The sequence below is a fragment of the Spirosoma panaciterrae DSM 21099 genome, assembly GCF_000374025.1.
Classification (GTDB): domain Bacteria; phylum Bacteroidota; class Bacteroidia; order Cytophagales; family Spirosomataceae; genus Spirosoma; species Spirosoma panaciterrae.
This window is the reverse complement of record NZ_KB893180.1, coordinates 26,818-40,408: the sequence shown is the minus strand read 5'-3', so window position 1 is coordinate 40,408 and position 13,591 is coordinate 26,818. Positions and strand designations below refer to the sequence as shown.

Below are 13,591 nucleotides of genomic sequence, written 5' to 3'. Positions count from 1 at the left end.
AAAGCTCTGATTCTTAAGATGCTTTACAACTCTATAACTGTATCCTATACAACTTCCTTTATTCATACTACCATAGTATATGGCAGGCACAAAAGAGACACCCCGTCAGAAGATGATCGGGATGATGTATCTGGTTTTGACCGCAATGCTGGCTTTACAGGTCACATCGGCAATTCTGGAAAAATTTGTACTTATAAATAACAGCCTGGAGCAGTCTACTATAGCTGTCAATAAGGTTAACCAGGCCACTGTCGATAATATTCGGGGAACCGTCGAAAAATCCGGCAACCGGGCCACCGATCTCGCCATTGTAAAGCAAGCCGAAGATGTTCGGAAGCTTACCTCTGACATGATCAGCGAACTCGATAAACTGAAAGATCAGATCGTAGATGCTGGTGGTGGTCGTGATGAGTCAGGAAATATCAAAAACCTGAGCGAAGAAGAGAAAGTAGCTCAACTGATGATCGGGACTACCCGCAATGGTGCCGCCTTCAAGCTGAAAAATGACCTGAACACATATATCGAGAATGTGTCGAAATATGCAGGTACTAAATATGCACCACTAGCTCTGGATGGCAAAGACGACCCTATTGCCAACCGTTCTCCTGATCAGCGCCGGAAAGATTTTGCTGAATTGAATTTTGCGCAAACGCCTGTACCAGCTGCTCTGGCCGTACTAAGCCAGAAGCAGGCCGATATTCGTCGGATTGAAGGCGAAGTCCTTGATGTCTTGGCGAGTAAGGTTGGTGCTCAGGATGTTAAGTTCGACAAAATTATTGCCATGTTGAGCATGGACTCTAAAGTGGTGGTAGCGGGGACGAAGTTTAAAGGTCAAATGTTTTTGGCCGCTTCTTCGTCAGGTATCCAGCCACGTATGAGTCTGAATGGTGGACCCGTTCGGATGCAGGATGGACAAGGTATCGTAGAGTTTACGGCTCAGGGAGGTACTTACGACAAAAATGGCCTTTCGCGTCGCGTATTGACAGGGTCGATTGCTTATCAGACGCCTGCCGGTTTAAAAACCGTACCCTTATCGGCTGAATACTTTGTTGCTAAACCATCTTATCAGATCGAGACCGGAACCATGCCGCCTTTGTACCTGGGTTGTGCCAACAAGTTGAGTATTCAGAGCCCACAATTAGGGGCTTTATGGAGTCCCAATTTTTCGGCCGACGGTGCTTCCGTCATTCCATCTGGTGAGAAGGGTAAGATTACAGTGGTTCCCAACTCAGCTAGTGTATCATTGAACATCAGCAATTCGGGTAGTCTACTAGGTACTGAACGCTTCAAGGTGAATAAGGTGCCCCGACCAACACTGGAAATTTTCGTTGGCGGAACGCGGGCCAACGATCCTCGGGGTGTTCCGGTTTCGTCGGCACGTAGTGTACGGATCCAGGCGATTGCTGACCCAAGTTTCGCAGCTTATTCGCCGGATGATGCCAAGTTCCGGACAACGGGAGCAACCGTATCACTAGTGCGTGGTACTCGACGGGTGAAATTTACCCAGGTCGGTGCCGGTGGTGGGTCAATCGCTGATCTGGCTGCCGAAGCGCAACCTGGTGACCGACTCGTCATTCAAGTTGATGGCGTACAGCGTCAGAATTTCCGTGGTGAAATTAGCGATGTCCCAATGGGTAGCCCATTACAGCAAGTTTCGCTTTATTAATGTACTAAACAGGTCATTAAGCCGTTAACATCTTGGATTGACAACAAATAGAGAGCCATGACAGAAGCAAGAACGATACGATACGCCGGTGTGCTGGCTATAGCTGCGCTGGCCCTGGCAGGAGGAGAAGCCCTGGCTCAGGAAAAAGCAAATAATGGTACGAATCCTAACTCGATTCGGCCTATCAATGAGAATGACATCATGATGAAGAAAACCCTTTGGCGTCGAATCGACCTGAAGGAGAAGCAGAATCAGTCGATGTTCTCGAAAAATAATGAGATTTCGAAGTATTTGATGGAAGCGGTAAAGGCAGGGTTGATCGATGCTTATACCAACGATTCATGTACCACAAAGATCACTCCTGAGAAGTTTCATGAGAACTTATTGATTCCTAATACAGGCGGTGGCTTATCGAAAGAAGAAATAGCGGCCGGGTTTACGGAGGATGGTAAAAACGGGGCTAAAGATGATGGCTGGGGTAACCCGGTGAAAAAAGATGCCAAGAAACCAGCTGATGATGGCTGGGGAGCGCCTAAAAAAGCGGCTGCGGCTGCCGAGCCCGCCGATGATGGTTGGGGAGCACCTAAGAAGAAGGCGGTGGCTAAAAATGCTAAAGGCAAAAAAGGAAAGAAAGTAGTTGCTCCGCCCGTGGAAGAACCTAAGGTGGATACCGTAGCCGTTGCAAAAGCGCCTGCTCTTTCGGGAGATGAGTACTTTCCTAAAGAATTGAATATTCTTGAAGTTAAGGAAGACTGGATTTTTGATCGGAAGCGTTCGCGTTTATACTACGATATCCAGACGGTTACGCTCCTGTTGCCTGCCGATAAAAATGAAGCTGGTTTTGAAAAGCCAATCGCTTCATTCAAATACAAGGATCTGGATAAGCTCTTCCGCAGTGATCCAAAGAAGTTTATCTGGTATAACCCGCAAAACCAGGCTCAGCACAAAAACCTGGCTGATGCGTTCGACCTTCGATTATTCTATGGTCGTATTACAAAAGTGGCTAATCCAGGCGATCAGGACTTAATTGGTATGTATGGGGATCGGGAAGGTCTGATCAAATCGTATCAAACTGAATATGAACTGATGGAAACGGAGCATAGTCTCTGGGAATACTAAAATGAAAAAGCGGCTCATGGGCCGCTTTTTTTATACGATTCATCCAAGCGGCCCATAAGCCGCTTGATTTTTTAAGACTGCTCTATTGCTTCGAAATACTCTTTGAGCTTTTGAGCGCGGTCTTTTCCAACTATTTCAGCTACTTCGTCGAACGTAGCTTCCCGAATCTTTTTAACACCTTTGAAGTGTTTTAGAAGCTTAGCAGCCGTTTTTTTGCCAATGCCTTCTACATTTTCCAACTCACTGATTAGACTATTTCGACTGCGTTTGTCGCGGTGGTAAGTAATCGCAAATCGGTGAGCCTCGTCGCGAATGCGCTGAATCAGTTTGAGCGATTCCGACTTTTTATCAATATAGAGGGGTAGGTTATCTTCAGGAAAGTAGATTTCTTCCAAACGTTTAGCGATACCAATAATTGGTACTTTACCGTACAAATCCATCGCTTTCAGCGCATCGCAGGCCGCACTCAGTTGCCCTTTCCCACCGTCAATTACGATTAAGTCAGGCATGTCGGTGCCTTCGGTCAGAACACGGGTATATCGACGCGTTACAACCTCATACATACTGGCAAAGTCGTTTGGCCCAATCACTGTTTTGATTGAAAAGTGCCGATACTCTTTATTCGCTGGTTTGCCGCCAATAAAACACACCATTGCCGAAACGGGGTTGGTACCCTGAATATTCGAGTTATCGAAACATTCAATGCGGTTGGGAATGGTTTTTAATTGTAAGTCCTGCTTAAGTCGGATTAAGACCCGATCTTTTTTGCTGGCGTTGGCGGTAGCTTCGGCGGCCATCCGTTCCTGACGCTCACGTCGGAAATACAGCACGTTTTTCAACGACATATCCAGCAATTTTTTCTTATCACCAATTTGAGGAACCGTTATCTCGGTTTTCAAATCAATATCCAGCGGGATATTCGTAATGATTTCTTTGGCCTGACTGCCATACTGCTCCCGAAACTCCACGATCATCATGGCCAGCAGGTCAGGGTCGGACTCGTCCAGTTTCTTCTTAACCTCTACGGTATGCGTCTGTACAATCGTACCGTTAACGACCTTCATGAAATTGATGTAAGCCGATACCTCATCGGACGCAATCGAGAATACATCAGCATCGGCAATTTTTGGATTGACAACGGTCGATTTGCTCTGAAAGCGCTGGAGCACATCAATTTTTTCTTTGTATTTCTGGGCTTGCTCAAAGGCCAGTTCATTGGCTGCTTCCAGCATTCGACCTTTAAAATACTCCTGAGCCGGTTTCAGATTTCCTTTCAGAATGTGGTGAATCTGTTCAATATCTTTATCATAGTCGGTCTCATTCTGACGGCCTTCACAGGGGCCTTTGCAGTTACCGATATGGTATTCCAGACAGACCTTGTATTTACCAGACGCTATATTCTCGGGAGCCAGATTATAATTGCAGGTACGAATTGTAAAGAGTTGGCTGAACATATCCAGCACCGTATACATCGGCTTCAGATTGGCGAAAGGGCCGTAGTAAGTACCTAGCTTCCGATCAATCTGGCGGGTTGTCAATACGCGCGGGAAGTGCTCATTGGTGACACAAACGAAAGGATACGTTTTATCATCCCGCAGCAAAATATTGTACTTGGGCTGGTACCGTTTGATAAGCTGGTTTTCGAGTAATAACGCATCAAATTCGGTGTGAACGATGGTAAACTCGATCTTGCGAATCTGACTGACCAGACGCAGGGTTTTGCGGTCGTGCCCTTTTGAGTTTGTGAAATAACTACTGACGCGATTTTTTAAGTCTTTAGCCTTTCCAACATAAATAACTTCGCCTGTAGCATCGAAATAGCGATACACGCCAGGTTCGTGCGGTACTTTGGTTAGTTCCTGTCTATAATCAAATTCAGCCATAAAAGCCCATTTAATGGATTGAGGCTTACTAATAACAACCTTTTGTGGATAAAGGTTGCTGACAACCAGAAGGCGGATGCTTAAGGTAATTATGATTTTCTTTGGTCTCTGTAAATCATAATTACCTTAAACATCCGCCTTCTGGTTGTCATTTATCATTGCAAAATCTCGTCTTCATCCTCTGGCACAACCTTCGGTGGAATGTACCGCTGAGAGGAATCAATATGATAACCTCCGCAGTCAATTTTAAAGTTGTTCGGTTTACGGAATGGCTCCGGGCGGTATTGGGTCAGGGTCGCGTCCTTATAAATTTTTTGCATATACATTCCCCAGGCAGGCATTGCCAATCGCCCGCCCTGGCCCAGCGAAATATCCCGGAAGTGGATGGAACGGTCGTCGCCACCAACCCACAAGCCCGATACCAGATGTTGAGTCATACCCATAAACCAACCGTCTGAATAATTGGAAGTTGTTCCGGTTTTGGCGGCTATCTCATTGCCGCCTTCCAGCAGCTTATACTGAGTTCGCAACCGTTGGGCAGTGCCATTGGGCTCTTCAACGGCTCCCCGCATCAGGTACAGCATTTCATAAGCACGGTTGGCACTAATCACCTGCTTGGCATCGACCGAGAAATTTTTTAATACGTTCCCATTCTTATCCGTAATCATGGTAAGGATCATGGGCCGTACGCGCATGCCGCCATTGGCAAAAGCACAGTAAGCCGAGACCATCTCGTAAACAGACACATCACCCGTACCCAGACAAAGGGTGGGGTTCTCGGGCAAATCTTTGCTTTCGATCCCCATTTCATGAGCATACTTGATAACTTCTTCAGCCCGGGTTTTTTTGATCAACTGGGCACTAACCGTGTTGATCGATTGACCCAAAGCTTCCCGCAATGATAGACTTTGGTAACTATAACGCCCGGTTGAGTTTTTGGGCGTCCACGCGGGACCGCCGTTATTGTCTTCGCCATGCGCAAACGTGGTGGGCTGGTCAGTCAGGTGGCTACATGGCGTCACGAACCCCTGGTCCATAGCGGTCAGGTAGACAAAAGGTTTGAAGGTAGACCCCGGTTGCCGACGCCCCTGACGAACGTGGTCGAACTTCATGTATTTGAAATTAATACCACCCACCCATGCTTTGACATGACCATTGCGCGGGTCCATCGACATAAAGCCTGTATTCAGCAAACGTTTGTAATACCGAATCGAATCGAGCGGACTCATCGTGGTGTCTTTTTCGTTTCGGCCACCCCCATATACAAATACTTTCATCTTGATGGGTTTACGCATTTCCTGCCAAATCGCTTTTTCGTCGTCGCCGTAAGCGGCTTTAAGCTGTTTGAAACGAATGGTTCTGCGCGCCACACCCTCAATGAATTTGGGCATTTCAACGTATTTTTTTGATCTGGGATCTTTTTGTACCCAGGGATTTCGCCCACGCCAGTGTTCGTAAAATTTCTTTTGCTGATCGCGCATGTTGGTCATGACTGCTTCTTCAGCATACGTCTGCATCCGGGAGTCGATGGTGGTGTAGATTTTTAAGCCACTTGTATATAAGTCCAGTTCAGCGCCCGGATTCTCTTCATTATACTCTCGTATCCATTTCTTCAAATCGTCTTTTATAACCGAACGGAAGTAAGCGGCCATGCCTGTGTTCTGATTCTCGACGCTGAAATCAAGCTTGAGGGGTTTCCGTTTATAGGTAAATAGTTGCTCATCATTAAGGAATCCGTACTTCTTCATCTGGCCCAGCACGACGTTACGGCGTTCGCGGGTGCGTTCTTCAAACATCCGCGGGTTGTAAAGAGTCGGGTTTTTGAGCATCCCCACCAGCATGGCCGCTTCTTCGACATTCAGATTCCAGGGTTCTTTGCTAAAGTAGGTTTTGGCCGCTGTTTTGATACCATACGTGTTATTGCCAAACGATACGGTGTTGAGGTACATCATCATGACCTCCTGTTTGGTATAATTTCGCTCCAGCCGCACAGCCAGTATCCATTCCTTTGTTTTGGCGATGATTAAACCAATAATGGGAATATTGCCCAGAATACCCCGTAACTCTTCCTGACGGGTATCGAATAGGTTTTTAGCCGTTTGTTGCGTAAGCGTACTGCCCCCTCCTGAGCTTGACGCATCCCGGAAGGTAAGAAAACCACCGACCGCCCGGAATAGTGAGCGTGGGTCAATGCCCGAGTGTTTTATGAAACGGGCATCTTCAGTGGCCAGCAGAGCTGACGTAACGTTGGGGGATACCTGCGAAATCTCGATAGGGGTCCGATTTTCGACGTAGTATTTACCTAATAGCTTGCGGTCGTAGGTATATACTTCCGAGGCTTCCTCACTTTTCGGGTTTTCGAGTGCTTTCAGGCTTGGCATTCCTCCGAAAAGCCACAGGAAGTTGTAGCTGACTGCAATTACATAAAAGATCAGCAGGGCTACGCCAATCAGAGTAAATCGCCAGAGATTTCGGATAATTTTCCGGTACGGTCCGGAGGTGAATTCGATCATTAGTGATATGGGTTTACGGCTTACCGGGGCCCAACGTAAACGATAATTGAAACGTCAGCCTCTGATAAACCGACTACTGTAAGTCAATTTTATTTCCGTTTTGCCGTTATTTTTTCGGCAGCCGCCTGCATTTCTTTGACACGCGGGAGCAATTGACTAGCCGGATAATCGCGTACAAACTCGGCCAGTGCTCGTTGATAAGCTTCTACACTTTGCTGCTTTCCAATCAACATGACCCGTAGCAACGCCAGCTTATCTTCCAGTTGAGTTCCGGCCAAGCTACTCATCGACGCGTCGGCCCGTGCCAGCGCTTCGGTCATATTGTTAGCTTGATAGAGTTCATAGATGGCGGTGTATGTTTTCAAGGCTTGTGCTTCCGAATCGCTGGTCTGTGCAGCAGCGCGTCCGGTCAGTCGGGCGTAGGACGTATTCGGAAACTCTGCCAACAGTTTATCTTTCCAGTTCGACGCTTTGCCAAGTTGTTCATTGCTAAGGTACAATAAATAATAGACCTCCGGTTTCTGAAGCGTGTTTGGATAGCGAGTCAGCAACTGTTCGAAGGTAGAAATGGCATCGGCAGGCTGGTTGAATTGAAGCTTATATAACTTTCCGAGTTTATATAAGGCCGTTTCTATCCGTTGATTGGCGGCAATTTGGGCTTCTTTGCTGAAAGGGATCTTTGCGGTCATAGCCTCTTTTTGCGCTTTTCGGCTCGACGCTATCCCGGCTGTACCCACTGCTGTCTGGGCCGCTTCAGATTGAGCCAAAGGCGCATTCGGATTGACTGAGTTAGCGGGCGAGGCACCTACAACGGGGCTATTAGCACCTGGAAGCGCAATAGAAGCTTCTTTATTACTACGACGCCAGTTGTCTTCGAGTGGGCGATTACCCCAGCGAACCGAGAACTCCTGCCGCCCCTGGCTTAAAGCCACCGGATTGTATAAAGCCCAGCGTTCTGTAGGTTGTAAATTGGAGTTGGTAGCTCCCGGTACAGCGCTGATATTCCCGTTTGTAGCTTTATCAATAATTTGCTGAGCCAATGCTGCCTGAGCTTTATCTTCTCTTTCACGCTGGTCGATGGCTTTGTCCAGCAGTTTGTCTAAACTGGTTGGGTCCAACTGAGCCAGATGCAGTAGGCTATCGTCTGTTTTTATGGTTGTCTTGTACAGAACGAACTCATCCAGGGTCTTTTTGCGGTTCAGTAAAGCTGTATAATCGGCCGACTGCTTGGGCATTAAAGCCAGGGCGCTATCGTAATACGCTTTGGCGTGGACGTAATCCGCCTTTTTGTCAAAGTACAGCTTACCAATTTCCAGATAGGTATAAGGAACCTGTGTATTCGCGGAACCAGCCACCTGAATCGACTGGCTATATAACTTGATGGCTTTGTCTGTATTGCCCCGACGAGCTTCGAGCAAGCCCATTGTGAAATAGATTTTATCTTTCAGGTCGTCGTTTTTCCGGTCTTTCAAGAGCCGGTCAAATGTTTCGGCCGATTGGGCCACCCGCTTTTGATCACCCGTCAGGCCGTTGCTTTGGATGGCATATAAATTGGCATAGAACGACTGATCGTAAGAGGGGCGCGACCGGAGTACCTGCCGATATTGCTCAACGGCCTTAGTCGGTTGGCCACTTAAATCGTAAAGCTGACCAGCTATCAGATGGAGTCGTGCTGTTGATTCGCCTTTTTTCAATACCGGAAATGTGGCTTCCAGAATTCCGGCTGCAGTAGGATATTCACCCTGTCGTTCGTGCAGATACGCTTTGGTCAGGTAAAAATCTCGCGTGTTCGTTTTGTTGAGTGGTTGCTGTCGGAGGTATTCCGCTACATTTAGCGCATTAATGTAATCGCTGGCTTCGACATAGGCTCTCATTAAGCCTACCAGTGCCGTATGTTTATCGTCTTCGTTGGTTCCTTTTGTATTTACGTACTTGAACACTTCAATGGCATTGGGCAAGTCCTGTTTTAGCAAACGGGCCCGGCCAATAAGAATATAGGCATTATCGAGCCATTTACTGTTCTGGTGTCGTTCAGGAATCAGCGAGGCTTTCTTGATGGCATCATCCAACTGAGGTTTTACCGGCTGGATGAGCATCGAGTCGACAGGCAACAAGATGGGTAACAACTGGTTATAATTTTCCTGGCGTTTTTTGAACAGGAACTGCTCAGCCTGATCGATTTCGTCGCGGGCGATCACATAGGCATTATAATGGGCCGTAAGGTTGTGGTAGCCCTTAGGAATAGCTTTTGTACTGTATTGCGAACAGGAAACCAGCCCGCCGGTCAGTAAAGCCATGACCGCAAGAAATAGGAAGAGACGACTATAAAAACAGCGGGACATTCGGTAATAACACGTGGTTACTCGTATTAAAACGCTCCAGGCCAGTTTGGCGATATGGAACGTTAGGCCAAATTAACGAATTTTGTGTGGCAAATAGCATGCCTACCCCGATTCCTATGGAAAACACCCCTGAGCACCTCGACCCAAACACCCCCCAAAAGCCGATTCGGGAGAATGACCCGTTGAAAAAAGCTACGGAGAAAACGACATCATTTTTACAGTACAGTGGCCTGGGTCTGCAGATGCTCGTAACGATTGGGGCAGGTGTATGGCTGGGTTCATGGCTCGACGAACGGCAGGGCAATCATACCCCGGTCTGGACATTAGTGCTGGCGTTGGTTAGCATTGCCGGATCTATTTATCTACTTATTCGGGGCCTCCCCAAACAATCCTGATTTATGCGCCCCTATGTATTGTTAAGTTTAGTACTGGGAATTGGATTCTTCGTAGGTGAGCGTTATTGGCATCTGCCCTGGATCACCAAGGAGTGGCGTATATTGATCGCCTTCTTTTTGAGCGTGTCGGTAATTACAAGCCGGTTGCATGCATTTGGTTATCACCGCACTGACCGGATATTTGCCTTGATGCCGCTGGTAGCTACTGTACTGCGACTCGTGTTGAGCATGGTATTTTTCGGGCTAATGCTGTACCGTGGCGTACCTGATCGAAACCTGTTTGTCATTACCTTTCTGGTACTTTATTTATGTTACCTCGGCTTTGAAATCATCCTGTCTCGTCGTAACTTGCGACGCAATTCGTGAAAACGTGGTTTTTCCTCATATGTCTGTTTCATTTTTTAAGCGAATATTTTTACTTAGTGCTCTGATTTTAAGTTCGTTAGTTCCTGCGCTGGCGCAGGACGACGAACATCACGAAGGCGAAACGACGGTTGTCGAACATGGCAAAACCGAAGAAGGCTTCAATATGGGTGAGATGATTATGCACCATATTAAAGACGAACACGGCTGGGAATTTGCCCATGGTTTTAAACTGCATTTGCCTGTTATTCTCTACACGGCTGATCGGGGGCTGGAGGTTTTTTCTTCAAAGGATTTTGAAGAAGGGAAAACGCACAATGGCTACCATATCGATCATAAATCAGGTCAGGTTCACCGGGTCGATACGGCGGGCAAGGCCGATGAGTCGGTAAAAGTATGGGATTTCTCGATTACCAAGAACGCGGCTTCGTTGCTCCTGAGTGTTGTTCTGCTCATCCTGATTCTGGGGGCGGTGAAAAACAGTTTTGCTAAAAATCGGGGTGGTAAGCCTACGGGTATCCAACGGTTTGTTGAGCCTCTGATCCTGTTTATTCGTGATGAGGTAGCCAAGCCAAACCTTGGTCCGGGGTATGCTAAGTATCTACCGTACCTGTTGACGGTTTTCTTCTTTATTCTGACGAATAACTTGTTGGGTTTGTTACCGGGTTCGGCCAACGTAACGGGGAATATTGCCGTAACGATGGTACTGGCTGTAATCGCTTTTTTTGTGGTGAACCTCAGTGGTAACAAACATTACTGGATGCACCTTGTATTGCCGTCGGGTGTCCCCTGGTGGTTGCTGCCTCTAATCATTCCCATCGAAATTATTGGGCTATTTGTAAAGCCCGTTTCGCTGATGATCCGGTTGTTTGCCAATATCACGGCTGGTCACGTAATTATCCTGAGTTTGCTGGGGCTGATTTTTGTCGCCAATCAGCTAGGTGGAGCTGGTACAGCCTGGGGTCTCAGCCCGGTAGTGATTGTCTTTACACTGTTCCTGAACCTGATTGAGTTGCTGGTGGCATTTCTGCAAGCGTATATCTTCACACTGCTGACCTCTATGTATATCGGTTCGGCTATTGAAGATAACCACGACATGGATCATGGGATCGGTTATGATGAAGAACACATCATTGAGCCCGTCGCTTAATTTGCAATTTTTGTTTCACAGTTTATAAATAGTTTAAAGTTATGTTATCTGCTATCTTGTTGCAGGCGGCTGCCAGTGGCGCCGGTGTTGCTAAAATGGGTGCTGCTATTGGCGCTGGTCTGGCCGCTATCGGTGCTGGTATCGGTATTGGCCAAATCGGTGGAAAAGCTACCGAAGGTATTGCCCGTCAGCCTGAAGCATCTGGTAAAATTCAGGGTGCTATGATCGTAAGTGCGGCTCTGATCGAAGCCGTTGCTCTGTTCGGTGCCGTTATCAGCTTCCTTGTAGCCAACTCGTAAGGCTACAAACCGCTACGCCTGTACGTGTGGAAGCATTAGGCTTCTGCGTCCCGTTAGGTATAGCGTAGTGCATTATTCCGGCACACCTTTCGGATTAGCCGTTAAGTGTGCCGGTTTAACTTGAAACAAAAACAAACAATGGAACTTCTTACTCCTAATATTGGCCTGTTATTCTGGCAGATCGTTGCCTTTGGAGGCCTGTTTTTTATCCTGCGCTCGTTTGCATGGAAGCCTATTCTGGCAAGTTTAAAAGAACGTGAAGAAAACATCCAGTCCGCGCTTGACCTGGCCGAGAAAACTCGTCGGGAAATGGCTGCCATGAAAGCCGACAATGAGAAGTTGCTGGCACAGGCTCGTTCGGAACGGGAGGCCATTCTGCGCGGTGCTAAAGAAACGGCTGACAAAATGATTGCTGAATCGCGTGATAAGGCCGAATCTGAAGGTAAGCGGATTCTGGATCAGGCTCGCGAAACAATGCAGAACGAACGTCAGGCACTGATTGCACAAATGAAAAAAGAGGTGGTAACGCTGTCGCTCGACATTGCTGAAAAAGTACTTCGTAAAGAATTGAGCGATAAATCAGCTCAGGAGAAGCTGGTGAATGACCTGGTCGCAACGTCAAGCTTAAACTAATTCGATCATGGCCATTGCAACAGTCGCTGCTCGGTATGCTAAATCGCTATTGGATTTGGCGCAGGAAAAAGGCCTGACCGAGACTATGTATAAAGATATGCAGTTCTTCAAAAAAACATTGGATGGCAGCCGGCCACTTCTGTTAATGTTGAAGAACCCAATTGTCCGGGCTGAGAAGAAAAGTGCTATTCTAAACGCAGTTTTCGCCAGTCATGTAGATTCGGTAACGATGTCGTTTTTCCAGATTATTGCCAAGAAGAACCGGGAACCGATCATGGACGCCATCGCTGAAGAGTTTATCAATCAATATGACCGCCTTAAAGGGGTTGAGCGTGCCACTGTCATTACGACCGTACCTCTGACCGATGCGTTGCGGAAGCAGTTCAAGGCAATGGTTACGAAAACAACCGGAAGTCAATTGGTTGAATTGGACGAGAAAATCGATTCAAAACTGGTGGGAGGATATGTACTCCGTGTTGGTGATCAGCAAATCGATGAATCGATTCGTAGCCAGTTGAATGATCTTCGTCTGAAATTTTTGAATTAATCTAACTTACCCAAAGACAAAGCCGCTCCGTTTATCCAGACGGGCGGCTTTTTCGTTTTACACAACTAAGGAACGATCGATTTATAGGGAGTTAAACATGATGCCATCATAAATGGCATTTAGAGGTAAGCTTATTTGTAAAAGAGGTAGCTCCACGATTGTTTCAACTCCTTCAATGATCTGATATTTCCAGAAATCTATATTCCGTTCAAATACTTCTACCCGATAATCCGTTTGAGAAACTAAGATATAATACAGTAATGTCGGTAACTTAGTGTAGTGTGGACGTTTGTTATAAAAATCTTTGCTTTGCGTAGAATCTGAAAGAACCTCAATCAGCAAGCAGGGAGAATTTACCCAAACCCCCATATCATTTTCCAGATCGACAGGGTCACAGGTGTAAATAATGTCGGGATAAACATAACGTTGTCCGGTTTTTAGCTTCTGCCGGACATTTTCTGCGTATACTTGGCAACCTTGGTTTCGAGCAAACGAACGCAAAGAAAAAGCAATGTTTTGAACGATGGTATTATGGCGCTTTGTCGTGCCTGCCATGGCAACAATCTCTCCATCCCAGAATTCATAGCGAATTCCTTCAGTTTGCTCAAGAGCGACGTATTCTTCAAAAGTATACAACTTCGGCATGGGTTGTCTGGCAGTCATAACAAGTAACGGGTTTTG

The 13,591-nt window shown here is 46.9% G+C and carries 12 protein-coding genes; 8 read left to right on the top strand and 4 right to left on the bottom strand.

Going from position 1 to position 13,591, the window contains the following annotated elements; translation table 11 throughout:
* The first annotated feature begins 79 nt into the window (after nucleotides 1-79).
* Complete coding sequence (porM, locus tag B153_RS0111295; RefSeq protein ID WP_051097262.1) at nucleotides 80-1,666, top strand: type IX secretion system motor protein PorM/GldM; 1,587 nt, start codon at nucleotides 80-82, stop codon at nucleotides 1,664-1,666.
* Between the two features lie 57 nt (nucleotides 1,667-1,723).
* Entirely contained in the window at nucleotides 1,724-2,785 is a 1,062-nt protein-coding gene (porN, locus tag B153_RS0111290; protein ID WP_020596815.1) for a type IX secretion system ring subunit PorN/GldN, read from the top strand.
* Nucleotides 2,786-2,856: 71 nt separating this feature from the next.
* Here porN and uvrC read toward each other — a convergent pair whose 3' ends face one another.
* The 3 genes from uvrC to porW all read right to left on the bottom strand — a co-directional run bounded on the left by uvrC (nucleotide 2,857) and on the right by porW (nucleotide 9,523).
* The gene (uvrC, locus tag B153_RS0111285) at nucleotides 2,857-4,668 is read right to left on the bottom strand and encodes an excinuclease ABC subunit UvrC (protein ID WP_020596814.1); all 1,812 of its coding nucleotides are present in this window, start codon (nucleotides 4,666-4,668) and stop codon (nucleotides 2,857-2,859) included.
* Between the two features lie 155 nt (nucleotides 4,669-4,823).
* Entirely contained in the window at nucleotides 4,824-7,181 is a 2,358-nt protein-coding gene (locus B153_RS0111280; protein WP_020596813.1) for a penicillin-binding protein 1A, read from the bottom strand.
* Nucleotides 7,182-7,270: 89 nt separating this feature from the next.
* Complete coding sequence (gene porW, locus B153_RS0111275) at nucleotides 7,271-9,523, bottom strand: type IX secretion system periplasmic lipoprotein PorW/SprE (protein WP_020596812.1); 2,253 nt, start codon at nucleotides 9,521-9,523, stop codon at nucleotides 7,271-7,273.
* A 116-nt stretch (nucleotides 9,524-9,639) separates the two neighbouring features.
* Between porW and B153_RS0111270 the strand changes: the two genes are divergently transcribed.
* The 6 genes from B153_RS0111270 (at nucleotide 9,640) to atpH (ending at nucleotide 12,910) form a co-directional block, all read left to right on the top strand.
* The gene (locus B153_RS0111270; RefSeq protein ID WP_040761267.1) at nucleotides 9,640-9,918 is read left to right on the top strand and encodes an AtpZ/AtpI family protein; all 279 of its coding nucleotides are present in this window, start codon (nucleotides 9,640-9,642) and stop codon (nucleotides 9,916-9,918) included.
* 3 nt (nucleotides 9,919-9,921) lie between these two features.
* Complete coding sequence (locus B153_RS0111265) at nucleotides 9,922-10,284, top strand: hypothetical protein (RefSeq protein ID WP_020596810.1); 363 nt, start codon at nucleotides 9,922-9,924, stop codon at nucleotides 10,282-10,284.
* Nucleotides 10,285-10,303: 19 nt separating this feature from the next.
* Complete coding sequence (gene atpB / locus B153_RS0111260; RefSeq protein WP_020596809.1) at nucleotides 10,304-11,431, top strand: F0F1 ATP synthase subunit A; 1,128 nt, start codon at nucleotides 10,304-10,306, stop codon at nucleotides 11,429-11,431.
* 41 nt (nucleotides 11,432-11,472) lie between these two features.
* The gene (gene atpE, locus B153_RS0111255) at nucleotides 11,473-11,730 is read left to right on the top strand and encodes an ATP synthase F0 subunit C (protein WP_020596808.1); all 258 of its coding nucleotides are present in this window, start codon (nucleotides 11,473-11,475) and stop codon (nucleotides 11,728-11,730) included.
* A 138-nt stretch (nucleotides 11,731-11,868) separates the two neighbouring features.
* Complete coding sequence (gene atpF / locus B153_RS0111250) at nucleotides 11,869-12,363, top strand: F0F1 ATP synthase subunit B (protein WP_020596807.1); 495 nt, start codon at nucleotides 11,869-11,871, stop codon at nucleotides 12,361-12,363.
* A gap of 7 nt (nucleotides 12,364-12,370) precedes the next feature.
* Nucleotides 12,371-12,910 carry an ATP synthase F1 subunit delta gene (gene atpH, locus B153_RS0111245; RefSeq protein WP_020596806.1) on the top strand — a complete coding sequence of 180 codons (540 nt, stop codon included), beginning with the start codon at nucleotides 12,371-12,373 and terminating at the stop codon, nucleotides 12,908-12,910.
* Nucleotides 12,911-12,991: 81 nt separating this feature from the next.
* Here the strand turns inward: atpH and B153_RS0111240 are convergent, their stop codons facing one another.
* Complete coding sequence (locus B153_RS0111240) at nucleotides 12,992-13,573, bottom strand: Uma2 family endonuclease (RefSeq protein WP_020596805.1); 582 nt, start codon at nucleotides 13,571-13,573, stop codon at nucleotides 12,992-12,994.
* Between the last annotated feature and the right edge of the window lie 18 nt (nucleotides 13,574-13,591).

What these genes read in the sequence shown, in the direction of transcription:
- B153_RS0111280 (WP_020596813.1), bottom strand. Translation starts at nt 7,181, where the DNA reads ATGATCGAATTCACCTCCGGACCGTACCGGAAAATTATCCGAAATCTC.
- atpF (WP_020596807.1), top strand. Translation starts at nt 11,869, where the DNA reads ATGGAACTTCTTACTCCTAATATTGGCCTGTTATTCTGGCAGATCGTT.
- B153_RS0111240 (WP_020596805.1), bottom strand. Translation starts at nt 13,573, where the DNA reads ATGACTGCCAGACAACCCATGCCGAAGTTGTATACTTTTGAAGAATAC.
- porM (WP_051097262.1), top strand. Translation starts at nt 80, where the DNA reads ATGGCAGGCACAAAAGAGACACCCCGTCAGAAGATGATCGGGATGATG.
- B153_RS0111265 (WP_020596810.1), top strand. Translation starts at nt 9,922, where the DNA reads ATGCGCCCCTATGTATTGTTAAGTTTAGTACTGGGAATTGGATTCTTC.
- atpB (WP_020596809.1), top strand. Translation starts at nt 10,304, where the DNA reads ATGTCTGTTTCATTTTTTAAGCGAATATTTTTACTTAGTGCTCTGATT.
- porW (WP_020596812.1), bottom strand. Translation starts at nt 9,523, where the DNA reads ATGTCCCGCTGTTTTTATAGTCGTCTCTTCCTATTTCTTGCGGTCATG.
- uvrC (WP_020596814.1), bottom strand. Translation starts at nt 4,668, where the DNA reads ATGGCTGAATTTGATTATAGACAGGAACTAACCAAAGTACCGCACGAA.
- atpH (WP_020596806.1), top strand. Translation starts at nt 12,371, where the DNA reads ATGGCCATTGCAACAGTCGCTGCTCGGTATGCTAAATCGCTATTGGAT.
- B153_RS0111270 (WP_040761267.1), top strand. Translation starts at nt 9,640, where the DNA reads ATGGAAAACACCCCTGAGCACCTCGACCCAAACACCCCCCAAAAGCCG.
- atpE (WP_020596808.1), top strand. Translation starts at nt 11,473, where the DNA reads ATGTTATCTGCTATCTTGTTGCAGGCGGCTGCCAGTGGCGCCGGTGTT.
- porN (WP_020596815.1), top strand. Translation starts at nt 1,724, where the DNA reads ATGACAGAAGCAAGAACGATACGATACGCCGGTGTGCTGGCTATAGCT.